At 56.7% G+C, this 22,909-nt stretch carries 22 protein-coding genes and 1 pseudogene; 9 read left to right on the forward strand and 14 right to left on the reverse strand.

Annotated elements, in window-relative coordinates:
- Positions 1-27 precede the first annotated feature (27 nt).
- On the forward strand, positions 28-996 hold the full coding sequence (ybiB, locus tag AS136_RS04845; protein ID WP_008805768.1) for a DNA-binding protein YbiB: 969 nt from the start codon (positions 28-30) through the stop codon (positions 994-996).
- A 108-nt stretch (positions 997-1,104) separates the two neighbouring features.
- On the opposite strand, the gene ybiJ is transcribed toward ybiB, so the two are convergent.
- The 4 genes from ybiJ to AS136_RS04865 form a co-directional block, all read right to left on the reverse strand.
- Positions 1,105-1,365 carry a DUF1471 family protein YbiJ gene (gene ybiJ, locus AS136_RS04850; RefSeq protein WP_004176772.1) on the reverse strand — a complete coding sequence of 87 codons (261 nt, stop codon included), beginning with the start codon at positions 1,363-1,365 and terminating at the stop codon, positions 1,105-1,107.
- A gap of 285 nt (positions 1,366-1,650) precedes the next feature.
- Entirely contained in the window at positions 1,651-1,917 is a 267-nt protein-coding gene (locus AS136_RS04855) for a DksA/TraR family C4-type zinc finger protein (protein WP_002895824.1), read from the reverse strand.
- 20 nt (positions 1,918-1,937) lie between these two features.
- Positions 1,938-2,198: a YdgH/BhsA/McbA family protein gene (locus AS136_RS04860; RefSeq protein WP_023322259.1), complete on the reverse strand. Its 261-nt coding sequence runs from the start codon at positions 2,196-2,198 to the stop codon at positions 1,938-1,940.
- 139 nt (positions 2,199-2,337) lie between these two features.
- Positions 2,338-2,952: a flavin reductase family protein gene (locus AS136_RS04865; protein WP_012968656.1), complete on the reverse strand. Its 615-nt coding sequence runs from the start codon at positions 2,950-2,952 to the stop codon at positions 2,338-2,340.
- 96 nt (positions 2,953-3,048) lie between these two features.
- On the opposite strand from AS136_RS04865, the gene rlmF reads away from it, so the two are divergent.
- On the forward strand, positions 3,049-3,963 hold the full coding sequence (gene rlmF, locus AS136_RS04870) for a 23S rRNA (adenine(1618)-N(6))-methyltransferase RlmF (RefSeq protein WP_008805773.1): 915 nt from the start codon (positions 3,049-3,051) through the stop codon (positions 3,961-3,963).
- Here rlmF and ybiO read toward each other — a convergent pair whose 3' ends face one another.
- The 6 genes from ybiO to rhtA form a co-directional block, all read right to left on the reverse strand.
- A complete protein-coding gene (gene ybiO, locus AS136_RS04875) occupies positions 3,964-6,159 on the reverse strand; it encodes a mechanosensitive channel protein (RefSeq protein ID WP_012542377.1) in 2,196 nt (731 codons plus the stop codon).
- A gap of 112 nt (positions 6,160-6,271) precedes the next feature.
- Positions 6,272-6,994: a glutamine ABC transporter ATP-binding protein GlnQ gene (gene glnQ / locus AS136_RS04880; RefSeq protein ID WP_008805775.1), complete on the reverse strand. Its 723-nt coding sequence runs from the start codon at positions 6,992-6,994 to the stop codon at positions 6,272-6,274.
- Entirely contained in the window at positions 6,991-7,650 is a 660-nt protein-coding gene (gene glnP / locus AS136_RS04885; RefSeq protein ID WP_002895837.1) for a glutamine ABC transporter permease GlnP, read from the reverse strand. The genes glnQ and glnP overlap by 4 nt, the downstream gene beginning before the upstream one ends.
- Positions 7,651-7,775: 125 nt before the next feature.
- On the reverse strand, positions 7,776-8,522 hold the full coding sequence (gene glnH, locus AS136_RS04890; protein ID WP_004886198.1) for a glutamine ABC transporter substrate-binding protein GlnH: 747 nt from the start codon (positions 8,520-8,522) through the stop codon (positions 7,776-7,778).
- A 430-nt stretch (positions 8,523-8,952) separates the two neighbouring features.
- The gene (dps, locus tag AS136_RS04895) at positions 8,953-9,456 is read right to left on the reverse strand and encodes a DNA starvation/stationary phase protection protein Dps (protein ID WP_002895841.1); all 504 of its coding nucleotides are present in this window, start codon (positions 9,454-9,456) and stop codon (positions 8,953-8,955) included.
- Between the two features lie 237 nt (positions 9,457-9,693).
- A complete protein-coding gene (rhtA, locus tag AS136_RS04900) occupies positions 9,694-10,581 on the reverse strand; it encodes a threonine/homoserine exporter RhtA (RefSeq protein WP_012968655.1) in 888 nt (295 codons plus the stop codon).
- A gap of 351 nt (positions 10,582-10,932) precedes the next feature.
- Here rhtA and ompX point away from each other — a divergent pair, with 351 nt between their 5' ends.
- Positions 10,933-11,448, forward strand: a complete 516-nt coding sequence (ompX, locus tag AS136_RS04905; RefSeq protein WP_008805777.1) for an outer membrane protein OmpX — start codon at positions 10,933-10,935, stop codon at positions 11,446-11,448.
- Positions 11,449-11,538: 90 nt separating this feature from the next.
- Here the strand turns inward: ompX and AS136_RS04910 are convergent, their stop codons facing one another.
- Positions 11,539-13,119 carry a phosphoethanolamine transferase gene (locus tag AS136_RS04910; RefSeq protein WP_012968654.1) on the reverse strand — a complete coding sequence of 527 codons (1,581 nt, stop codon included), beginning with the start codon at positions 13,117-13,119 and terminating at the stop codon, positions 11,539-11,541.
- 268 nt (positions 13,120-13,387) lie between these two features.
- Positions 13,388-13,513 carry a manganase accumulation protein MntS gene (mntS, locus tag AS136_RS04915; protein ID WP_012542374.1) on the reverse strand — a complete coding sequence of 42 codons (126 nt, stop codon included), beginning with the start codon at positions 13,511-13,513 and terminating at the stop codon, positions 13,388-13,390.
- Positions 13,514-13,698: 185 nt separating this feature from the next.
- On the opposite strand from mntS, the gene mntR reads away from it, so the two are divergent.
- The 5 genes from mntR to AS136_RS04940 all read left to right on the forward strand — a co-directional run bounded on the left by mntR (position 13,699) and on the right by AS136_RS04940 (position 18,746).
- Positions 13,699-14,172, forward strand: coding sequence for a manganese-binding transcriptional regulator MntR (gene mntR / locus AS136_RS04920; protein ID WP_008805779.1), 474 nt, complete (start codon positions 13,699-13,701; stop codon positions 14,170-14,172).
- Positions 14,169-15,281, forward strand: coding sequence for an anion transporter (locus AS136_RS04925; RefSeq protein ID WP_012542373.1), 1,113 nt, complete (start codon positions 14,169-14,171; stop codon positions 15,279-15,281). The genes mntR and AS136_RS04925 overlap by 4 nt, the downstream gene beginning before the upstream one ends.
- A gap of 107 nt (positions 15,282-15,388) precedes the next feature.
- A complete protein-coding gene (locus AS136_RS04930) occupies positions 15,389-16,429 on the forward strand; it encodes an aldo/keto reductase (protein WP_008805781.1) in 1,041 nt (346 codons plus the stop codon).
- Between the two features lie 156 nt (positions 16,430-16,585).
- Positions 16,586-17,962 carry a glycoside hydrolase family 1 protein gene (locus AS136_RS04935; RefSeq protein ID WP_012542372.1) on the forward strand — a complete coding sequence of 459 codons (1,377 nt, stop codon included), beginning with the start codon at positions 16,586-16,588 and terminating at the stop codon, positions 17,960-17,962.
- A 67-nt stretch (positions 17,963-18,029) separates the two neighbouring features.
- Complete coding sequence (locus AS136_RS04940) at positions 18,030-18,746, forward strand: GntR family transcriptional regulator (RefSeq protein ID WP_023322260.1); 717 nt, start codon at positions 18,030-18,032, stop codon at positions 18,744-18,746.
- A gap of 147 nt (positions 18,747-18,893) precedes the next feature.
- Here AS136_RS04940 and ldtB read toward each other — a convergent pair whose 3' ends face one another.
- Together ldtB and AS136_RS04950 are read right to left on the reverse strand one after the other, a co-directional pair.
- Positions 18,894-19,808, reverse strand: a complete 915-nt coding sequence (ldtB, locus tag AS136_RS04945) for a L,D-transpeptidase (protein WP_008805784.1) — start codon at positions 19,806-19,808, stop codon at positions 18,894-18,896.
- Between the two features lie 200 nt (positions 19,809-20,008).
- A pseudogene (locus AS136_RS04950) lies at positions 20,009-20,924 on the reverse strand (tyrosine-protein phosphatase).
- A gap of 48 nt (positions 20,925-20,972) precedes the next feature.
- Here AS136_RS04950 and AS136_RS04955 point away from each other — a divergent pair.
- A complete protein-coding gene (locus AS136_RS04955; RefSeq protein ID WP_008805786.1) occupies positions 20,973-22,565 on the forward strand; it encodes an ABC-F family ATPase in 1,593 nt (530 codons plus the stop codon).
- The last annotated feature ends 344 nt before the right edge of the window (positions 22,566-22,909 follow it).

The following is a 22,909-nucleotide window of genomic DNA, read 5'->3' on the forward strand; positions in this document are numbered from 1 at the left end:
CCGGCGCGTGATGCACCAGGGGGAGCCATGGAGTACAGCAAAATTATAAAAGAGGTGGGTCGCGGTAAGAATCATGCCCGCGACCTCGATGAAGAGACCGCCCGTGCGCTCTATGCGCGGATGCTGGACGGCGAGGTGCCGGAGCTGGAGCTGGGGGGAATATTAATCGCCCTGCGCATCAAAGGCGAAGGCGAAGCGGAGATGAAAGGGTTTTACGCGGCGATGCAGCAGCATACGCTGCGCCTGACCCCGCCGGCCGGCAAGCCGATGCCGATTGTCATCCCCAGCTACAACGGCGCGCGCAAGCAGGCGAACCTGACGCCCCTGCTGGCGATGCTTCTGCACAAGCTGGGGTTTCCGGTGGTGGTTCACGGCGTCAGTCACGATCCCACCCGGGTGCTGACCGAGACCATTTTTACCCTGCTGGATATTCCGGCCACCCGGCACGCCGGACAGGCTCAGGCGCAGCTGGAGGGCCATGAACCGGTGTATATCCCGGTGGGGGCTTTCTGTCCGCCGCTGGAGAAACAGCTGGCGATGCGCTGGCGGATGGGCGTGCGCAACAGCGCCCATACCCTGGCCAAGCTGGCTACACCGTTTGGCGAAGCGGAGGCATTGCGTCTCTCCAGCGTGTCGCATCCGGAATATGTTCCGCGGGTGGCGAACTTCTTTCGTGAGACCGGTGGCCGCGCGCTGTTGATGCACGGTACCGAGGGCGAAGTGTATGCCAACCCGCAGCGCTGCCCGCAGATCAGCCTGATCGATGAGCAGGGCGTGCGGGTGCTGTACGAACGCCAGACTGAGACGGCAGCGGAGGCGGTGGTCCTGCCGGCCTCGAAAGATCCCGAGGTCACGGCGCGCTGGATCGAGCGCTGCGTCGCCGGCGTTGAACCGGTGCCCCACTCGTTGAAAATTCAGCTTGCCTGTTGTCTGCTGGCCAGCGGGGAAGTCACCACCCTGGAACAGGGCCTCAGCCGCGTCAACGACTGCTGGTGATCGGATCTGCAGGATAAAAAAAAGCCCGTCCGGTGGCTCGGACGGGCAAGGCAAGGGTATTAAAGGTCTTTTCAGGGTTAATTCAGTGGCTTACAGAGGGAACAGCGATTATTTATAGATAACCGCAGTACCGCTCAGTTTGTTGTTGGTGTTAGCGGAAGTAATGCTGTAGCCGGTCGCGCCAGCGGCTTCGGCTTTAGCAGCCAGTTTTGCTTCCAGACCATCTAAAGTGGTTGCGCCTTGCGCAGACACCACACCGATTTTATTCATGCTTTCAGCCTGAGCGGGGGTGACCGGTTCGGCGGCAAAGGCGCCGAAGGAAAGGGCGGTCAGAGCGATGGCAGCGGCAGCATATTTGATGTTTTTCATAGTTAATCTCTCGCAGGTTGTTCTGTTCAGGGGACGATGTTCCGTCGATGTGATAAGTATCACGCTTTTTTGCGGGAGATAAAATCGAAGGAAATTCACAGTCTTCATCGAATTTTTTGAATGATTAATAATTTACTGATTATTAATAAATTATTTCTCATTCTTTTCGTCACGAAGCGTAGCGAGGTAGACCGACGCGTTTAAGGGCACATATTGCGACTTTTTCCGCCAAAAAATGTGCGCGAAAAGATAATGCGAAAGGCTGTCATGAACGGTAAAGGAAAGTCAGCGTAGCTGGCTATCCTTGGATCCGCGGCGATTATATCCTGAAAATGTATTGTTATGTAAATCTTTCTCCTGTTGGCACTTCACGCAATATCTGACCCCTGGGATGGCCTGTCGACGGGCCTCCGGAATCGGCTCTCCACATTCATCACAAAATTTGTTGCTTTCGCCGCGCGGAAGCTCACGGCGCGCGCGAGCCACCGCATCGTCAATGGTGCTGTCGATCTGATCCTGAACGGCCCCATCGCCTGCCCAACCTGATGCCATCGTCTGCCTCCTGTGAAAGGTTATTGATAAATTATAGCTGAACCGTGCAGTCGGTTACCGCTACTGGCGGCATTGACCCGCCAGGCTATCGCCCCCTGGCGGTGGGCCTTATCCGCGAGGGCGGCCACCAGATCATCAAGGGTGCTGGCACCGGAGGCGGAGACGGTGCCGACAGGGCGGAGCGGCCCGGCATAGGGCAGTACGGGTGTCGGTGGCAGGGGAGAGGCCGCGGTGGCATGAGCGCTGAGCGCAGCGGCGAATAGCAGCGAGGTGATTTTCATCAGCATATCCTCATAAACAGCATGGGACATAGCTTAAGTGTAGGTCTTTCCCGACCGTGCGATAGGGAATTTTTAATGCAAAACAAGGCGTTTAGTAGGCTACCGGCGCAGGGCAGCGGTACTCTGGCCGGTAGATTATTTAGCGGGCGTCAGGGCGGATCATGTCAAAACGCAGACTATCATCAATACTGTAATAGGCGCTCGGACCTCCGGCGCGCAGGATCGGCTGGGCGCGGGCGGTTTGATAGATGCCGTTGTCCAGCAGTGATTCATCAATATGCACGGCGACCACTTCGCCGAGCACCAGCCACGTATCAACAGGGTTACCGTCGGCGGTGGTGAGTTGAATACATTGTGACAGACGGCACTCAAAGTTCACCGGACTCTCCGCGACTCGGGGGGCGCTGACCAGGCGGCTGGCGGCGGCGGTGAGACCGGCGCGCACGAACTCGTCCTCATGGTGCGGGATCGAGGCAGACGTTTCATTCATCGCCACGGCCAGCGGTCGCGTCGCCAGGTTCCAGACGAACTCCTTTGTTTCGACGATATTTCGCACGCTGTCTTTCCAGCCGCTGCTGGCGAAACCAATGATCGGCGGGCGATAGTTAAAGCAGTTAAAAAAGCTGTATGGCGCCAGATTTCGCTGGCCCTCGGCGTCCTGCGAGGCGATCCAGCCTATCGGGCGAGGCCCGATTATCGCGTTCAGCGGGTCGTGCGGCAGGCCGTGGCCCTGCGAAGGTTGATAAAAGTACATGCTGCACCTGTCACGGATAAAGGAGATATCCAGACTCCCTTATTTACCGCGCCGCCGTCAACGGGTATCTTACGCGGCTGTTCAAAGGAGATTGTCATGAAAGCCCAGAAACCGGGGTTACACCCGCGTAACCGCCACCATCAACGCTACGACCTGCCTGCGCTCTGCCAGGCGCATCCTGACCTGCAGGGATACATTACGCTCAATCCGCTGGGTGAGCAGACCATTGATTTTGCCAATCCGCAGGCAGTAAAGGCGTTGAATAAAGCGCTGCTGGCGCATTTCTACGCGGTCAAACACTGGGACATTCCTGACGGTTTTCTCTGTCCGCCGGTGCCCGGGCGTGCCGATTATATTCATCATCTGGCGGATCTGCTGGCGCAGGATAGTGGCGAGGTGCCGAAGCAAGCCACGATCCTTGATATTGGTACCGGCGCCAACCTCATCTATCCCCTGATCGGCGTTCACGAGTACGGCTGGCGCTTTACCGGCAGCGAAATCAGCCCGGAAGCCTTCGCCAGCGCGCAGGCGATTGTCAATGGCAACCCCGGATTGACCCGGCAGATCCGTCTGCGTCGGCAAAAAGAGAGCCAGGCCATCTTCCACGGCGTCATCCACAAAAACGAGACCTATGACGCCACGCTGTGTAATCCGCCGTTCCATGACTCCGCAGAGAGCGCCCGGGCGGGCGGTGAGCGCAAGCGCCGCAATCTCGGACTCGGCGCCGACAGCGCGCTTAACTTTGGCGGTCAGCAGCAGGAGCTGTGGTGCGAAGGAGGCGAAGTGGCCTTTATCTCGCAGATGATCCGCGAAAGTCAGGCCTTCGCCCGCCAGGTTAAATGGTTTACCTCGCTGGTGTCGCGCGGCGACAATCTGCCGCCGCTCTACCGCCTGCTGACCGAGGTTGGGGCCGTGAAAGTGGTGAAAAAAGAGATGGCCCAGGGTCAAAAGCAGAGCCGCTTTATCGCCTGGAGCTTTATGGACGACGCCAAACGCCGCCGTCCGTTCTAACTACTCGGCGGCCGGGCTGTCTGAGCCCGGCATCGGCAGCTGTTGCCAGGTCTGTACCGGGGCGCGAACCCCGGCGCGATCGAAGTGCTTTTTCACCTGAGTGTCGAGGGCAAAGCGCACCGTCCACTGCTTCAGCGGCAGGGTGGTGAAGCTGACGCGTAGCGTAAAGGCGGTATTGCTCAGCCCCACCAGCCCGGCGAATGACGGTTCGCCAATGATCAGGCCGCGGATCTCCTCCTGGGCCAGCAGATCGTCCACCGCCGCCTTCAGAGCCTGGCTGGCTTTATCCAGATCCTCATGACGGTCGACATCATAGTTGGCGACTACCGAGCCAATGCCGCGCACGAAGTTGGCAAAAGTGGTGATCGAGGACCAGGGAATAATGTGATAGGCGCCGGTATCCTGCCGTACCCCCACGGAGCGAATCGACATTCGTTCCACGGTGCCGGTCAAAGGGCCGATGGTGACCAGGTCGCCGGTATTCATCCCGTTCTCAAACTGGATAAATATGCCGGTGATAATATCTTTAACCAGCGTTTGCGCGCCAAACGAAATCGCCAGCCCTAACGCCCCGGCGCCCGCCAGCAGCGGCGCAATGTTAACCCCAATCTCCGAAAGCAGGATCATCACCGTGATGGTGCTGATCACCACCGCCAGCGCGTTGCGAAACAGGGTCAGCAGCGTCCGGGCCCGCGCGCTGGGCAGCGGGCGACCATGGATATCCGAGGCCAGCCGGTTTTCGATCAGGCTGGCCAGCACCGTCCAGCCGATGGCAGAGAAGAAGAGGATGAGGGCGATGCGGATCAGCACATCCACCGTTTTTTGCCCGGCATCGTTATGCAGCCATTCGCGGAAGTCAAACAGGCCCCAGGCGCTCAGCAGCAGCATGACGGCGACGCAGACGGTGAGAATGCGCGCGGCCTTCAGCGAGGCGGAGATCCAGCCATTCAGCCGCTTTTGCAGCTCAGGATAATTGCGCTGGGTGGCGGGTGACAGGGTGATGGTTTTGGCTATCCAGCGCGACAGGATGCCGGACACCAGCGCCGCGCCGCCGATAATGGCCAGGCTGCGCAGGGTGGCGCCCATCATGAATTTCAGGCTATTGCCCGGGTCGAACAGGGAGAAGAAAAAGAGCACCACAAAGTAGGCGCAGGCCAGCCAGTGCCAGACCAGCGCGAAGGCGCGGATAAACAGGCTAAAGAAGGAGAGCGAACGGTCGGCCAGATGGATTAGCCCCTGCGTAATCAAGGTCTTGTTATGAAAAATCAGGTACAGCGCCCACAGCGTAATGCACAGCATGATGACGACGTTAGCCAGCGCGCCAACCTGAACATTCACCTGATTGGAGATAATCGGCACCGCGACGATCAGGCCATAGCCAATCAGGCTGCTGAGCGCGCTCAGGCGCAGGCTCCAGTATGACGCGGCTTCGTCGCTGAGGTTAAAAGGCCGGAGCGCCGGGATGCGCGGGCAGAAAATGAGCCGCAGAATGGCTTTAAAAAACTCGATCAACGCGAAGGCATTGAGGAAAAGACTCTGCTGGAAGGCGATGGTGGGGTTATTACCATTCAGGCGATCGCTTAACAACTGGCCGACAAACAGGGTCAGCGCCAGCAGCAGCAGGTCGATAACAAACGCCCCGGCGATGGTCAGGGGCAGCTGGAGCCAGTTTCCGCGATCGCGGTTTTTATGCCGCCCCCATTCACCCATTTTGCGATACAGCGGCAGCGCCGCAAGACGCACCAGCCACCAGAAGGCAAAGACCAGGCCGGCCAGCAGTAAAAAATGCCAGGCCGCGCTGGTGAAGGTTTGCGAATTAAAAGGTTTATGCGGTGAGCCGGTGATATTGCGCCACAGTTGAGAGAAGCGAGACGAGAGCTGCTCGCCGTATTCCCGGCTGATCTGCGTGACGTTCTCCAGCACCGTGGTCTCTTCTTTCACCGCCGGCGGCGTCAGCGTCGGGGTGCTGTCTGGCGGCGGCGTGGCGGCTGCTTTACGTAACTGGTCAATGAGCTCCTGACGGGCGCTGTCGTTAGCCAGCACGTCAGCCAGCGCGGCGTAGGCCGCTCTTTTCTGTTCCGCATCGGGTTCGCTGGCGCTGGTTTTATCGGCGTTAGCTGTCGGCACGCCGGGCAGGGCGGCGGCGGAAAGCGGGGCAGTAAACAGTGCAGCGAGCAAAAGCAGGATCCACGGCATGGGCACCTCCGTTGCAACGTAAACGGGTAAGTATAGAAGCCGATGGCGGAAGGGGAGGGAAGAGGAATCTGGAAAAGCGGCTCTCTCCGCGGAGGAAGAGAGCCGTTGCGGGTCAGGCGACGTGCTGCAGGAATTCGCGCAGGCGCGGGCTTGGCGGGTTCTTCACCAGCTCCTGCGGGTTGCCGTCTTCAGCAATGCGTCCTTTGTCGATAAAGATCAATCGCGAAGCCACTTTTTCGGCAAAGCCGATTTCGTGGGTTACGATCACCATCGTCATCCCCTCTTCAGCCAGATCCTGCATCACCTTGAGCACTTCATGGCGCAGTTCCGGGTCGAGCGCGGAGGTCGGTTCATCAAACAGCATCATCTTTGGCTTCACCGCCAGCGCGCGGGCAATGGCCACACGCTGCTGCTGGCCGCCGGAGAGTTCAGACGGATAGTGATGCGCGCGCTCGGCCAGGCCGACTTTCGCCAGCAGATCTTTCGCCTGCTTCTCTGCCGCCTGCTTGCTGGCGCCGCGCACCCGCAGCGGACCAAACATGACGTTCTCCAGCGCCGTGAGGTGCGGGAACAGATAAAACTGCTGAAATACCATCCCGGCTTCCTGACGAATCAGACGTTCGTCCACCTTCGGGTCGTTGACCTTCAGGCCATCGACAATCAGATCGCCGCTGGTGATCTCTTCCAGTTTATTGATGCAGCGCAGCATCGTTGATTTACCGGAGCCGGACGGGCCGATAATGACCACCACTTCACCCTGATTAATTTTCAGGGAGATATCGTGCAGCACCTGGGTCGGGCCAAAGTGCTTGGAGACGTTTTTAAATTCAATCACAGGATTTTCATCCTTCTTTCAAGACGACGCAGAATAAAGCTCAGGACCAGGGTGATAATCAGGTAGATAACAGCAACGGCGCTCCAGATTTCCAGGGCGCGGAAGTTGCCCGCGATGATCTCCTGTCCCTGACGGGTCAGTTCGGCGACGCCGATGACGATGAACAGCGAGGTATCCTTGATGCTGATAATCCACTGGTTGCCCAGCGGCGGCAGCATGCGGCGTAGCGCAAGCGGCAGGATCACGTGGCGAATGGTTTCGCGACGCGACAGGCCCAGCGCCAGGCCCGCTTCGCGGAAGCCTTTATGAATGGACAGCACCGCGCCGCGGGTAATTTCCGCGATATAGGCGCCCGAGTTAATCATGATGGTCACTACCGCTGCGGAGAAGGGGTCGATGCGCAGGTCGCTAAAGGCCATCGGCAGCGCAAAGTAGATGAACATGACCTGCACCACAATCGGGGTGCCGCGAATGATTTCAATAAACACCAGTGCGATGTGGTTGGCGATCCAGCCGCCGAAGCAGCGGGCGAAACCGGCCACCAGACCGATTATCAGGCCGCCGGCCAGGCCGAGGACGGAAATCCACAGCGTCATTTTGGCGCCTTCCAGCAAAATCGGAATGGCAGGCCAGATGGCACTCCAGTCAAACTGCATAATACGTTCCTGTTACCGTGTCGAGAGCAGAGGAAATCCTCCGCCAAAATACGGTCTCCCGCCGAGTCTGTGCCGGAAGACCGTTGTGATGTCGCCGGAGCTGCGTCTGGCGAAGTGTGTTCTTATTATTTTGGTTCAGTGCCGAACCATTTTTTATAAATTTCGTTGTAGGTACCATTCTCGCGCAGCGTTTTCAGCGCACCGTTCACTTTCTCACGCAGCTCGTCGCTGCCTTTCGGGAAAGCGATACCGTAGTTTTGCGCTTCCAGTGATTCGCCTACCGCTTTGAACTTGCCGTTGCCTGCGGTTTTGATGAAGTACAGAATATTTGGCGTATCGTGCAGCACGGCATCAGCGCGGCCGGTACCCAGTTCCATATAGGCGTTATCGATGTTCGGGAACTGACGCAGATCTTTGGTTTTGATATTGGCTTTCGCGTAATCAACGGAGCCGGTACCGCTCTTCACCGCGACCACTTTACCGTTCAGATCTTTCACATCTTTGATGTCGTTATTATTGGCGTTGACCATCACCAGCAGGCCGCTTTTGTAGTAGCCGTCGGAGAAGTCGATCGCTTTTTTACGTTCGTCGGTGATGGTGATCCCGGCCAGCGCCAGATCGATATTTTTAGTTTGCAGCGCCGGGATAATGCCGCTGAAGTCCATTGGCTTCAGGGTGTAGTCGAGCTTCAGCTCTTTGGCGATAGCCGCCCACAGGTCAACGTCAAACCCGACATATTTATCGCCTTGCTTAAATTCGAACGGGACGAACGCCGTATCGGTGGCGACAACCAGGGTCTTATTGGCGGCATGGGAAGAAACCGCAAAAGCCAGGGTCAGTGCAGCCAGTGAAACTTTAAATACAGACTTCATAGCATTTCCTTTTATATCCACGGGACGATCCCCTGCGAGAACGACTAGCCTAATGAAAAAATCGTGCCACTTTTACAAGCTGTTGTTTTTCAACAAACGAAGCGCGAGCGGTTGCACAATTTCGATCATGACAGGCACTCACTGCACCAGGATGGGGCGTCACTTTGGTGCGTTATAGAGTTGCTGAATAACGAGCACATTTTTAGCGCAAACCCTGATGGGAAAACAATCTCAACGTAACGATTGTGTGAGGTTATTATTACAATTGTTTTACTTTTGCGCGCATTTTCATCAATTTGGCGCCCTAAAACAGTGCATGGCCAGCAGGGGGACGAAAAGCATAGAAGGGGAAACGGATAGAACGGAAAACAGAAAGGTGGGCGAGAAAAGTAAAGGCGCCGCCGACCGCGCTGCGGCCGGCGGCAAAGCCTTACTCGATATTCGCTTCAATGAACCACAGGAATTTATCCAGATCGCGGGAGGCCGCGGTGAAAATATCCGCAGTATCCTCGTCTTTGGCTTCATCGATCGCCTTGCGCACATCGTTAGCGACGACGGCATAGCGGTCAGCCAGCGCTTTCAGGTGATCCTGAACGTGATGGATATCGAGCGGGTAGCTCTGCAGCGGCGTTTTGCTGTTAATGACCTGAGTGGTGCCCAGTGCGACGCCGCCCAGCTGCACGGCGCGCTCCGCCATGGTGTCCAGGTGCTCGGTTAGCGCGGTACGGAAGCCATCCAGCATTTCGTGCACGGCGATAAAGTTCGCACCGCGCATATTCCAGTGTGCCTGCTTGGTGATAAGTGACAGGTCAATGAACTGGATCACCTGGCGATTCAACAGCTCAATGGTCGCTTTCTTTTCGCTGTCAGCGACATCGTTGCGGGTATAGACCAGATTAGATGCTTTTGATTTAACCAGTTTTGCGGTACTCATCGTTTCATATCCTCTTGATATTGATGCTCGTCACACTTCAAATCTGAATGATGTGGAGCGTTGTCCCAGGTAACTTCGGGACTAAGTATAGCAAGGGTTTCAAAGAGTGAGGCATCGGCAGGCCATATCACTTCGATAGCGCAAAGTGGTTGGTTATTTTGAAAGTCGCTAAATATCATAGGGTTATATTTAGCTGAACGGCCCGGATTTCTCACGGGCCGGCGGCGTAACAGAATGTTAATTGATATCGACTTGCTCGATTTTACTTTGTCGCTGCATGGTCAGCGTGGCGCCCATCGAGGCGATAATGATCGCGCCCAGCGCCAGGGTCTGGGAGAGCTTCAACGTTTCGCCGAGGAAGACCATACCGGAAAGGGCGGCTAATGCTGGTTCAAGGCTCATCAGCGTGCCGAAGGTGCGCGTCGGCAGGCGCGTCAAGGCCATCATTTCGAGAGAGTAGGGCAGCGCGGTTGAGAGAATAGCAATCCCCAGCCCCATCGGCAGCAGCGACCATTGCCACAGTGTATCCGTAGCCTGCGCCATGCCTAACGGAACAAACACCAGCGAGGCGATGAGCGACCCCATCGCCACCGTGGCTGGCCCATGCTCTTCACCGGCGCGCTGCCCGGTCAGAATATAGACCGCCCAGCAGGCGCCGGCGCCCAGGGCAAAGAGCGCGCCGGTTAAATCGACCTGCGCCACATTCTGCCCCAGCGGCAGGAGATACCACAGTCCGAGGATCGCCAGCGCCACCCAGACAAAATCCAGCGGTCGGCGCGAACCAAACAGCGCCACCGCCAGCGGGCCGGTAAACTCCAGGGCTACCGCCACGCCGAGCGGAATACGCTGCAGGGATAAATAAAAGAGATAGTTCATCGCGCCGAGCGCCAGGCCGTACAGTAGCAGCGGCACGCGCTGTGTCGGGGAGAAACGTAACCGCCATGGCTTGAACACGACCACCAGAATCAGCGTCCCGAGCGCCAGGCGCAGGGCGGTGACCCCCGGGGCGCCGACCAACGGGAACAGCGATTTGGCGAGCGATGCGCCGCTCTGAATCGAGGTCATGGCGATTAAAATCACCAGAATCGGCAACCATGCCGCCGCTTTTCGGGATGGACCGGGCATCCTTTCTCCTGTCAGGTTTTGTCAAAAGTCGTAAAAGTGCCAGTGTACTGGAATAACCTGCTGACGGTTGAGCTAATGTTGAAAAAAACAGAGGCGAAAACAGTAGAATGGCGCACGTTGCTGAGAAATTCGCCAGGTGATTAAGATTAATCTGGATGCTTGCGAATTTCTTAATGAGCGTTAAGATGTACGTTAACGCCAAAAATTGTTGTTTTCCATATTGTTATAGAAATATGGAAACTTTTGGTTACATGAAAAAGTATGTTAGACAATGTAAACTCCAAAGAGTTTCCCAAAAGTTTTTGATATATTTAAGGCTTAGGACTTATTAGAAACACATTTGAGGTGGTTATGAATAAAATTGCACGTCTTTCAGCACTGGCCGTTGTTCTGGCTGCATCCGTAGGTACCACTGCATTTGCTGCAACTTCTACCGTAACCGGCGGTTACGCGCAGAGCGACATGCAGGGTAAAGCGAACAAAGCTGGCGGTTTCAACCTGAAATACCGTTACGAGCAAGATAACAACCCGCTGGGCGTTATCGGTTCCTTCACCTACACCGAAAAGGATAACACCAGCAACGGTACTTACAACAAAGGTCAGTACTACGGCATCACCGCAGGTCCGGCTTACCGTCTGAACGACTGGGCAAGCATCTACGGTGTAGTGGGTGTTGGTTACGGTAAATTCCAGAACAACAACTTCCCGAACCAGAAATCCGATATGAGCGACTACGGTTTCTCCTACGGTGCTGGTCTGCAGTTCAACCCGATCGAAAACGTTGCTCTGGACTTCTCCTACGAGCAGTCTCGTATTCGTAACGTTGACGTCGGTACCTGGATTGCTGGCGTGGGTTACCGCTTCTAATCACTCCGGTGATATAAAAAATCCGCCTTTCGGGGCGGATTTTTTTTGCCTGTTGCCGGCCAGCCTGAGCGACTGGCCGGGCCTGCACGATTAATTGACGGTGAACTCATCGGTACCGAGGTGAGCGTAGTCCACCTTCTGCAGCTGGAAGTTGGTGATGTACACCGGACCGGCCTTTTGCTCAGAGATAAAACGATAGCGCGGGACGATTTCCGCCGCCTTGATCCCGGTCCACTGGGAGAAGAAACTGAGGAAATCATTCGCTGAGCGCTGCGCTTTAATCACTTTATGCGCTTTGTCATCGCTGGATAGCACCATAAACGGCACCTGGAAGTTCTGCTGGAACTTATCGTCATGCGCCAGATACTGCACCTCTTTTCCCCGCTCCTTGAACGCCAGACCATGATCGGAAAAGTAGGTCAGTGAAAAGGTATCGCCGGAGTTTTGCAACTGACTGTATAGCTTAGCCAGCAGCGAATCGGTCTGCGTCATGCTGTAGAGATAACAGGAGGTCTCTTTCGACTGGACGAAAACCGTGTACTTGCCTTTGGTCCGATCGCAGGCCTGCGGGTGAGAACCCATCAGATGCAGGACAATCAGCTGCGGCTGGGTGCGCTGCGTAGAGAGTACCTGCTCGGTCAGCTTTAATAACTGCTCGTCCTGAGTATTTTTATTGGCCTCGAAATCGCCGTTTTTCAGGAACTGGACTTCATCCGCACGTTTGGCGATGCTGGCGATAGCGGTGTCGTACTCGCCAATCTGCCCCTGGTTGGAGAACCACCAGGTCTGGAAACCCGCGCGGTTGGCGAGGGTGACAAAGTTATCCTGAAACTGCGGTTTGCCGTCGACCACCCGGTTAAGCGTCAGGCCGAGCGATTTCTGCGTCGAGCCGCTGGCGGCGACATAGTTGTTAAACAGATAACCGTTTACTGAGCTGGCAAACGGCGTGTTATCCCAGTGGCCGCCGAAGGCGCCGAGGGCGTCGCGACGGGCGCTCTCGCCAATCACCACCACATAGAGATGGTACTTTGGCTTCACCGCCAGCACGTGCCAGCTGTCTTTCATGCCGGCCAGCTGCGCCATTCGCGCCTGCTCGTCCAGCACCTCGTTATTATTCACCACCACGTCTTTCACAAAACGAAAGGCCGGATAACCGGTGTCAATCACCTTGAACACGCCGCCCCAGGCGAGGTTTTGCACCGGCTGCAGAAAGAAGATCCCGACGCTGAACAGCAGGCCCAGGGTCTCCATTTTTCCCCAGCGGGAGGGCTCAACGATCCTGCGGCGGACCGCAATGATCCCCAGTGCGAAAATGAAGACCGCCAGCAGATAGTTGTACCACGGGAAGATGGTCAGAATTTCCGTAGATTCTTCCACGTTGGTCGCGTGCAGCGCCAGCAAGGTGTTGAAATTGGGGGCGCCGTAAGCCTGGCCAAAGGGGTAATACAGGGCCGCCAGCAGCGAATAGGCGCCGACTACCCCTTTCTGGACGCGCGGAAAAGCGCGCCACAGAAGATGTAACACGCAGGTAAATGCCACGGTATAGAGCAGGCTAAATTCATAGCCCAGCGCCAGGTTAATCAACAGCGATTGTAAAAAGTAGAATCCTGTCCATGGGTTCAGTGCCAGTCGGCGGGCGACCAGCGTATCTTTCAGGGTGGTGACATTCATAGTAAACAATCAAAAAGAGGCCATGCGCATCCCCTGGCGACAAGGGGTAAAACCTGCTGGACAGTGCGTGAAGAGGGTCTCTGCGAGCCGCGAATGTGGCAGGGCTGTGCAAAGATAGGGCTTGTAAATGGTAAGGTCAACCAGACATAACAGATTGTTTTGCGAGGGCGCTTACAAAACTTGAAAAAAGGTCAGGGAAACGGGGGAAACCGGTCATTTTGCCGGCAGAAGATGACAGAAAAATGAAGCGGCGTACCGCGACGCCGCCTTAGGAATGGGGTTTGCCCTGCTGTGGTTTACCGTTGATCATCTCGCACAGCATACCGATCAGCATTAATCGTACTTTAAAGGGTGAATGGCTAAACACGTTTAAGCACCTCTTGAATTCGTTCATCTGCTCTCCTCCTGCCTGTTCACGCCGTCAATCCATGATGGCTGTTTGCATTACATACAGATATAGCACAGGCTATATTTTATAGCTATGGCTAAAACGTTAATTTTTTGTGCTCTTGGCGCAATCCATTACAATGTGGATCTTTTTATATGATGCTTGACGCGTCACACGAATGAGGAAGCACAATGAACCGTCGCGCAGGTAAGCCAATAACAAAAAAAGTGACGCAGTTAGTAAATGTTGAAGAGCACGTTGAGGGGTTCCGTCAGGTGCGGGAAGCGCATCGCCGCGAACTGATCGATGACTATGTGGAGCTGATCTCCGATCTGATCAACGAAGTGGGGGAGGCGCGCCAGGTGGATATGGCGGCGCGTCTTGGCGTTTCGCAGCCCACGGTCGCCAAAATGCTCAAACGCCTGGCCAGCGTGGGTCTGATCGAACAGATCCCCTGGCGCGGGATCTTCTTAACCCCGGAAGGGGAAAAGCTGGCCCAGGAAAGTCGCGAACGCCACCAGATTGTGGAAAACTTTCTGCTGGCCATTGGCGTCAGTCCGGAAATCGCCCGCCGCGATGCGGAGGGAATGGAGCATCACGTGAGTGAAGAGACGCTGGCGATGTTCCTGAAATTTACCCAGAAACAGGGATCCCAGGAAGCATGACTCTTCCCTTTGTTCAGTCGCTGCTGCGCGACCGTTTTTTACACCTGCTGCTGATTATCGCCTGCGTGCTCAGCGCCATCGTGCCGTTTGTCCCGGCAAGCTGGCCGGCGGCCATTGACTGGCATACCATCATCACGCTCAGCGGCCTGATGCTGTTGACCAAGGGCATTGAACTGAGCGGCTACTTTGACGTGCTGGGGCGGAAAATGGCCCGCCGCTTCGTGACTGAGCGCCAGCTGGCCATCTTTATGGTGCTGGCGGCAGCGCTCCTGTCCACCTTCCTGACCAACGATGTGGCCCTGTTTATTGTGGTGCCGCTGACGCTGACGCTGAAAAAGTGGTGTGCGATCCCGGTTAACCGTCTGATTATCTTCGAAGCGCTGGCGGTTAACGCCGGGTCGCTGCTGACGCCGATCGGCAACCCGCAGAACATTTTGCTGTGGGGACGGTCCGGCCTCTCTTTCGTCGGGTTTATCGGCGAGATGTTACCCCTGGCGGCGGCAATGATGTTGACCCTGCTGGTGCTGTGCTGGTTCTGTTTCCCGGCAAACCGGCTCAGCTACCAGAGTAGCGATAAGGCGCCATCGTGGCAGCCTAAGCTGGTCTGGAGCTGTCTGGGATTGTATCTGGTGTTCCTGACGGCGCTGGAGATGAATCAGGCGCTGTGGGGGCTGGCGCTGGTGCTGCTGGGCTTCCTGATTCTGGCCCGGGCGGTGATCGTCCATGTGGACTGGTCGCTGCTGCTGGTGTTTATGGTGATGTTTATCGACGTCCACCTGCTGACCCAGCTTCCGGCGCTGCATCATGTGCTGAGCGGCGTCGGGACGCTTTCCGGCGGCGGACTGTGGCTGACCGCCATCGGCCTGTCTCAGGTGATCAGTAATGTGCCCTCGACCATTCTGCTGCTCAACTATGTCCCGCCGTCGATACTGCTTGCCTGGGCGGTTAACGTGGGCGGCTTTGGTCTGCTGCCAGGATCGCTGGCCAATATCATCGCCCTGCGCATGGCCAGCGATCGGCGGATCTGGTGGCGCTTCCATCTTTACTCCATTCCTATGCTGCTATGGGCGGCCATCAGCGGCTATTGGCTCTTTAAACTCTGCGCCTGATTTCTGCAGAATTGGGCAAGAAACTGACAGAAACACCCCATTCGCACGCCTCGACACAGCGGTATAACTATACCGCTGACGTTAACCATCCTGTTGAGGAGAGTGCTATGCGATATCAAAAACTGGGCAATACCGGTCTGTTTGTCTCTGAGCTGTGCCTGGGCACCATGACCTTCGGCGGCGAAGAAGGGATGTGGGGCAAAATCGGCCAGCTGCGCCAGGCTGAAGCCGAACAGCTGGTCGGCAGCGCGCTGGACGCCGGGATCAACTTTATCGATACCGCCAACGTCTACTCGGAAGGGCGCTCTGAAGAGATTACCGGTCAGGCGCTGAAAAACCTGAAAATCCCGCGTGAAAACGTGGTGGTGGCGACCAAAGTGTTTGGCGAAACCGGCACCGCCGGCGTGAACTCGCGCGGCAGCTCACGGTACCACATCATGGGCAGCGTGAAGGAGAGCCTGCGCCGCCTGCAGCTCGATCATATCGATCTCTATCAATTGCATGGCTTCGATCCGGCGACGCCGATCGAAGAGACGCTATCGGCCCTGGATACCCTGGTACAGCAGGGGCATGTGCGCTACATCGGTGTTTCAAACTGGGCGGCCTGGCAAATCGCCAAAGCGCTGGGCATCGCGGAACGCCTTGGACTCTCGCGCTTTGCTTCTCTGCAGGCCTACTACACGATTGCCGGGCGTGACCTGGAACGTGAGCTGGTGCCGATGCTGCAAAGCGAAGGACTCGGCCTGATGGTCTGGAGCCCGCTGGCGGGCGGCCTGCTGAGCGGGAAATACCGCCGCGACGGCGAGGCGGAAGCGGGTGGTCGTCGCCTGGCGTTCGACTTTCCGCCCGTGGATAAAGCGCGCGCATTTGATTGCATCGACGTCATGCGGGTGATAGCTGAAGCAAAAGGGGTATCGGTGGCGCAGATTGCCCTGGCGTGGCTGCTGCATCAGCCGGCGGTGACCAGCGTCATTATTGGCGCCAAACGGGCCGAGCAGTTGCAGGATAACATCGCTGCGACCGCTATCCGCCTGAGCGATGATGAGTTGCGCCAGCTTGACGCGGTCAGCGCCCTGCCGCGCGAATATCCGGGCTGGATGCTGGAGCGACAGGGGGAATATCGTCGTCATCAGCTTGACGCGCAGTAACGCCGTTTTTTCCGTGCCTATAAAGATCGCCGCTTGCGGCGATCTTTTTTGTTTGCCTGGCTCACAGAAAACGATCCGACTTTTGCTTCGGTGGCGGATCTTTTGTATATGACTAGTCATTACAGTTAAATGACTAGTCATATACCGAGGCGCAGCATGAAGAACACACTACCGGCAGATTTTTTATGGGGTAATTCCGTCTCCAGCATGCAGACGGAGGGGGCGTGGAACGAGGGGGGCAAGGGGATGTCGGTGTACGATATTCGTCAACCGGCGGAATTCGCCTCGGACTGGAAGGTCGCGACCGACTCCTATCATCGCTTTCGCGAAGATTTCGATCTGATGCAGGATCTGGGCATGAACTGCTACCGCTTCCAGATCGCCTGGAGCCGGGTGTGCCCGGAAGGGGACGGCGAATTCAATGAAGAGGGGATCGCGTTCTACCATCAGTTTATCGATGAACTCATTGCCCGCGGTATTGAACCGATGATCTGCCTGTATCACTTTGATATGCCGCTGTCGCTGGCGGAGCGTTACAACGGTTTTACCGACCGCCGGGTCATGGACGCCTTTATCCGCTATGGCCAGAAGATGATCGACTGTTACGGCGATAAGGTGAAGTACTGGCTGACCTTCAATGAACAGAACCTCTACCATTCGCCGGAAGCCTTCCTGATCACCGGCTATTTGCGTGGCGATAAAACGCTGCGCGAACTCTACCAGATCCAGCACCACGTGATGATGGCGCATGTCCATCTGACCCACTATCTGCATCAGACGAAGCCGCAGTGCCTGATGGGCGGAATGCTGGCCCATGCGCTGGTCTATCCGGCTACCTGCAAACCACGCGATATTCTCTGCGCCCAGCAACTGGACGAGTTTTTAAACCAGAACCTGCTGCGCGCCTACGCCGGCGAGGGTTATAGCCCGGAGGTGATGCATTTTGTCGCTCGCCAAGGCTTTGACGATATTTATCGCCCTGAAGATATCGCGCTGATGGCGACGGTGAAGGTCGATTATCTGGCGTTCAGCTATTACGCCAGCCGTGCGCTCAATAGCGACGCGATCCCGCCGGGAACGGCGGTCAACAATTACATGCTATTCGGTAATCAGGATAACCCGTACCTGAAAGCGACGGAATGGAACTGGCAGATCGATCCGCTGGGATTTCGCATGATCATCACCCGCTATTACAATGACTGGCGGCTACCGGTGTTCCCGATTGAAAATGGCATCGGGGTGATCGAATCCTGGGATGGCGAACATCCCATTGCCGATGATTACCGCATCGCCTACCATCGCGACCATATTAACGCCATGAAAGCGGCGATATTTGAGGACGGCGCGCAGGTGATTGGCTATCTCGGCTGGGGATTAATCGATATCCTCAGCTCTCAGGGCGATATGCGTAAGCGCTACGGCGTGGTGTACGTCAATCGTGAGAACCATGACCTCAAGGATCTGCGGCGGGTGCCGAAGAAGAGCTATGCGTGGCTAAAGCAGGTGATCCACAGCAACGGCGAAGCGATGTAACAGTGTCCTGGCGGTCAGGTCAAGTATGCTGTCCGCCAGCCACACACAGAATGTAAAAGGACCGGGAATGACGGCGAAGTATCTGCAAATCGCGCGGGAAATAAAAAAACGCATCATCAGCCAGCAGTATCCTGCCAGCGCGCCGCTACCCGACCAGTTTGCGCTGGCGGCGGAGTTCAACACCAGCCGGATGACGATCCAGCAGGCGATGCGTCAGTTAATCGTCGAAGGGCTTATCTATACCCGCAAAGGACTGGGTACCTTTGTGCGGAAAAATTTTCTCCAGCTGTCGCAGTGGGAGTTGCCCGGCAGCGACTATTTTGGCGCCACCAAAACCTGGGAGCATCTTGGCGAGGTACAAAGCGAAGTGGTGCGCTTTGAGGTGCGTTTTCCCAGCGACAAAGAGCAGAGTTCGCTGCTGATTGACGCCGATGCGCCGGTGTATGACTTCGTTCGCCTGCGGTTGCTCAACGGGGAACCGGTGTCGCTGGATCTGACGGTCATGCCGGTGGGGCTGGTGCCGGGGCTCAATAAAAGCCATCTGGAAAGCTCGGTGTTTCGCTATATCCAGGAGACGCTGGGGCTGAAGCTGATGGGATCTTACCGCGTGGTGCGTGCGATGAAGCCGGATGAACTGGATAAATTACATCTTCACTGCGACCTCTCCGACCCGGTGCTGGAGGTTGAACAGGTGATCTACCTCGAAGACGGTACGCCGCTGGAGTATGCCCACTGTCACTATCGCTACGATCACGGCGGGATTATTCTGGTGAATAACGGCTAGACCGGGGACCCCTGTTTGCGCAGCGCTTAGCAGGCCCAGGGTGTTGTCAGGTTTGGTAACCCAGGCAAGGCGTCAGCCGCAGCCCGGGGAAATGCAGATAAAAAAACGGCGGGCATCAGGCCCGCCGTTTTTCTTGTCATGCAGAACTTAGTTCAGACGCACCGGCATACCGGAGCGGTTCTGGATAGCCTGCTCAACCACGTTCTGATCGACATCAGACTGGCTGGTGATCGCCTGTACCGGCTGAGTCAGGGTGATCGGCACGATTTCGCCGCCCTGGAACTGCGCTTCGGTGGTCGACAGCGGGTTGTGAACCTCAATGTAACGGCTGCCGTCCGGCTCGGTGGTCGCTTTTACCGGCTCATCGATAAACTGCACGCGGGTGCCGACCGGCACATTCTCAAACAGGAATTTGATGTCATCGTTGCGCAGACGCACGCAGCCGTGGCTCACGCGCAGGCCAATACCAAAGTTAGCGTTGGTGCCGTGGATGGCGTACAGACGGCCAATATATAACGCGTACAGACCCATCGGGTTATCCGGACCGGCCGGTACGACGGCTGGCAGCGGGTTGCCGGCAGCGGCGTATTCAGCGTGCATCTTGGCGGTCGGCGTCCAGGTCGGGCCGGCCTTCTTGCGTTCGACTTTGGTGGTCCAGTTAATCGGCGTATCTTTACCTAACTGGCCGATACCGATCGGCAGAACGATCACGGTGTTGGTGCCTTTCGGATAGTAATACAGACGCATCTCGGCGCTGTTGATGACGATGCCTTCGTGGACGGTGTCCGGCAGGATCAGCTGCTGCGGGATGTTCAGGACGCTACCGCCTTTTGGCAGATAGGTGTCCACCCCCGGGTTGGCTTCCAGCATGTTGGACAGCCCCATCTGATATTTCGCCGCAAAGTATTCCAGCGGCTGCTTGTTATCATCCGGAATGGTGATGACCTGATTCTGACCAACCAAACGGCTGCCGTCGGTCGGCAAAGGATAGGTGACAGCAGACGCTGTATTGCAAAAGCCTACGAGGGCGAAGGCTGCCGCTAAGAGTGTAGATAATTTCATAGTCTTTAATGTCGTGTGCGAAATCAACGCCACACAGGCCTTTGTTAATGATTGAGACAGTAGATGGGAGCGCATTATATGTGCATTCCGCTAAACAGGTAAATCAGATGTGTACGAAATCACATTTTTTTCCCTGTCGCCTCGGCTGACGGGGCTGGCGGATGATGCAATCGCCGCCTCTCACGCGGGTGACAGGGAGGTTATCCTTCCAGTAACCGGTCCTGTAGCGAAGCGCGTGCCGGGGCGGTGAGCTGGTACTCTTCTGCCAGCCAGGCGTCGACCGTGCCATAGCGCTGGTGGATGGCTGACAGCGCGGCGGCGAGATAGGACTCTTTCACCGTCAGGATATCCGCCAGACTCTGGCGTCCCTGGGGCGTCAGGTCGTTGCCCAGCATCTCCAGCATCCAGGCTTCCACTTGTGTCAGCATGCCGTGGGTGAGCAGATACTCCTCCATGACCGTCTCGCTGTCGCATCCGACGGCAAACAGGGTTAACGCGCAGCCGACGCCGGTGCGATCTTTGCCGACGGCGCAGTGTTGCAGTAAAGCGCCTTCAAAAGGCGTGGTCAGCCAGGCGGCGAGCTGGCGATAGGCCGGGTTATTAAAGGGCAACTGGCGATACAGTTGCAGCATAAACTGCTCCCCGTTCAGCGCGTTAAGGGTGGCAGCATTCAGCTCGGTGACTTTCGCATTCACATCGCCGAGCGGCGGATTAGCGGGCGCGTTTAAATAGTGAGTGAGCGGGCTAAGCTTGTCAGGGGTGCGCTGCACTTCGCCGGGGTCGCGATAGTCGAGCACCCGACTGAGCGGCAGCGTCGCCAGATGGTTGAGATCGTCCGCCGTCAACCGATTTAGCGCGCCGGAGCGTAGCAGCTTGCCGCTGCGTACCGTGCGTCCGTCGGCGGCGCGCTGGCCGCCGAGGTCGCGAAAATTGATACCGCCCTGCAGGGATAAAAAAGCCGGGTGTCGCGGTAGGCTGGTGGTCATGGGGTTCCTCATAATGACGTACAGAATAACCGTTTGAGCCCTGGTCTGCGGCTCATCTGACAAAGACCTTAGCACAAGCGCCGCGGCGGAATTTACCGCAGGCCGTGAAAAGTGTGTCATTTGCTGGCATAATGTCTGTTGTGTCACACCCCTCATTCTCTTTTTTCAGGATATCCCCGTGCTAGTATCCAGCAACGTTACCATGCAGTTTGGCAGTAAGCCGCTGTTCGAAAATATCTCCGTTAAATTTGGCGGCGGCAACCGTTATGGTCTGATCGGCGCCAACGGCAGCGGTAAATCGACCTTTATGAAGATCCTCGGCGGCGATCTCGAGCCGACGCTGGGCAACGTTTCTCTCGACCCGAACGAGCGTATCGGTAAGCTGCGCCAGGATCAGTTCGCCTTCGAAGCATTCACCGTGCTGGATACGGTTATCATGGGCCACGGCGAGCTGTGGGAAGTGAAGCAAGAGCGCGATCGCATCTACGCGCTGCCCGAAATGAGCGAGGAAGACGGCTATAAAGTGGCCGACCTGGAAGTCAAATACGGCGAGATGGACGGTTACTCCGCCGAAGCGCGCGCCGGCGAACTGCTGCTCGGCGTCGGCATTCCGGTTGAACAGCATTACGGCCCGATGAGCGAAGTCGCGCCGGGCTGGAAACTGCGCGTCCTGCTGGCGCAGGCGCTGTTCTCCAATCCGGATATCCTGCTGCTCGACGAACCGACGAACAACCTGGACATCGACACCATCCGCTGGCTGGAGCAGACGCTGAACGATCGCGACAGCACCATGATCATCATCTCGCACGACCGTCACTTCCTGAACATGGTCTGCACCCACATGGCGGACCTCGACTACGGCGAGCTGCGCGTCTATCCGGGCAACTACGACGAATACATGACCGCGGCCACCCAGGCGCGTGAGCGTCTGCTGGCGGACAACGCCAAGAAAAAAGCGCAGATTGCGGACCTGCAGTCCTTCGTTAGCCGCTTTAGCGCCAACGCTTCTAAATCACGTCAGGCCACCTCGCGCGCGCGCCAGATTGACAAAATCAAGCTGGAAGAGGTTAAAGCCTCCAGCCGTCAGAACCCGTTTATCCGCTTCGAACAGGACAAGAAACTGTTCCGTAACGCGCTGGAAGTGGAAGCCCTTACCAAAGGCTTTGATGAAGGTCCGCTGTTCAAAAAGGTCAACCTGTTGCTGGAAGTGGGCGAGAAGATTGCCATTCTGGGCGCCAATGGCGTGGGTAAATCCACCATGCTGAAAACTCTGGTAGGCGAACTGCAGCCGGACAACGGCACCGTGAAATGGTCTGAAAACGCGCAAATTGGTTACTACGCGCAGGATCATGAGTACGAGTTCGAAAACGACCTGACGGTCTTCGAGTGGATGAGCCAGTGGAAGCAGGAAAGCGACGACGAGCAGGCGGTACGCAGTATCCTCGGCCGTCTGTTGTTTAGCCAGGACGATATCAAAAAGCCGGCGAAAGTCCTTTCTGGTGGTGAGAAAGGGCGCATGCTGTTCGGTAAGCTGATGATGCAGAAGCCAAACATCCTGATCATGGACGAACCGACCAACCACCTGGATATGGAATCGATCGAATCGCTGAACATGGCGCTGGAGATGTATCAGGGCACCCTGATCTTCGTTTCTCACGACCGCGAGTTCGTCAGCTCGCTGGCGACCCGCGTCCTGGAGATCACCCCAGAACGCGTGATCGATTTCAGCGGTAACTACGAAGACTACCTGCGCAGCAAAGGTATCGAGTAATCCCTGTCCGTTACCCGGGTAGCGGCTACGCCTTACCCGGGCTACGCCTGGCATGTGATCTGTAGGCCCGCGCAAGCGTAGCGCCGCCGGGCAATAACCGCGGATAAAGAGCCACTTTCGCGCCGGATGGCGGTTGCGCCTTATCCGGCCTACGATCCGTGCCATTGTGAGCTTAAGAGCGCTATCTTGTACCCATGGTTACTGAAACTGTCCGTTACCCGGGCTACCAAACCGCACAGTGCTGTAGCCCCGGTAAGCGGTAGCGCCACCGGGGATTTTGAGGCCACCCGTTTGTAGCCCGGATTAGCGTAGCGCAATCCGGGAACATCATAAAATCCAGGCCG

It is taken from the genome of Klebsiella sp. D5A (assembly GCF_001620885.1).
In the GTDB taxonomy this organism is placed as follows: Bacteria; Pseudomonadota; Gammaproteobacteria; order Enterobacterales; family Enterobacteriaceae; genus Klebsiella; species Klebsiella variicola.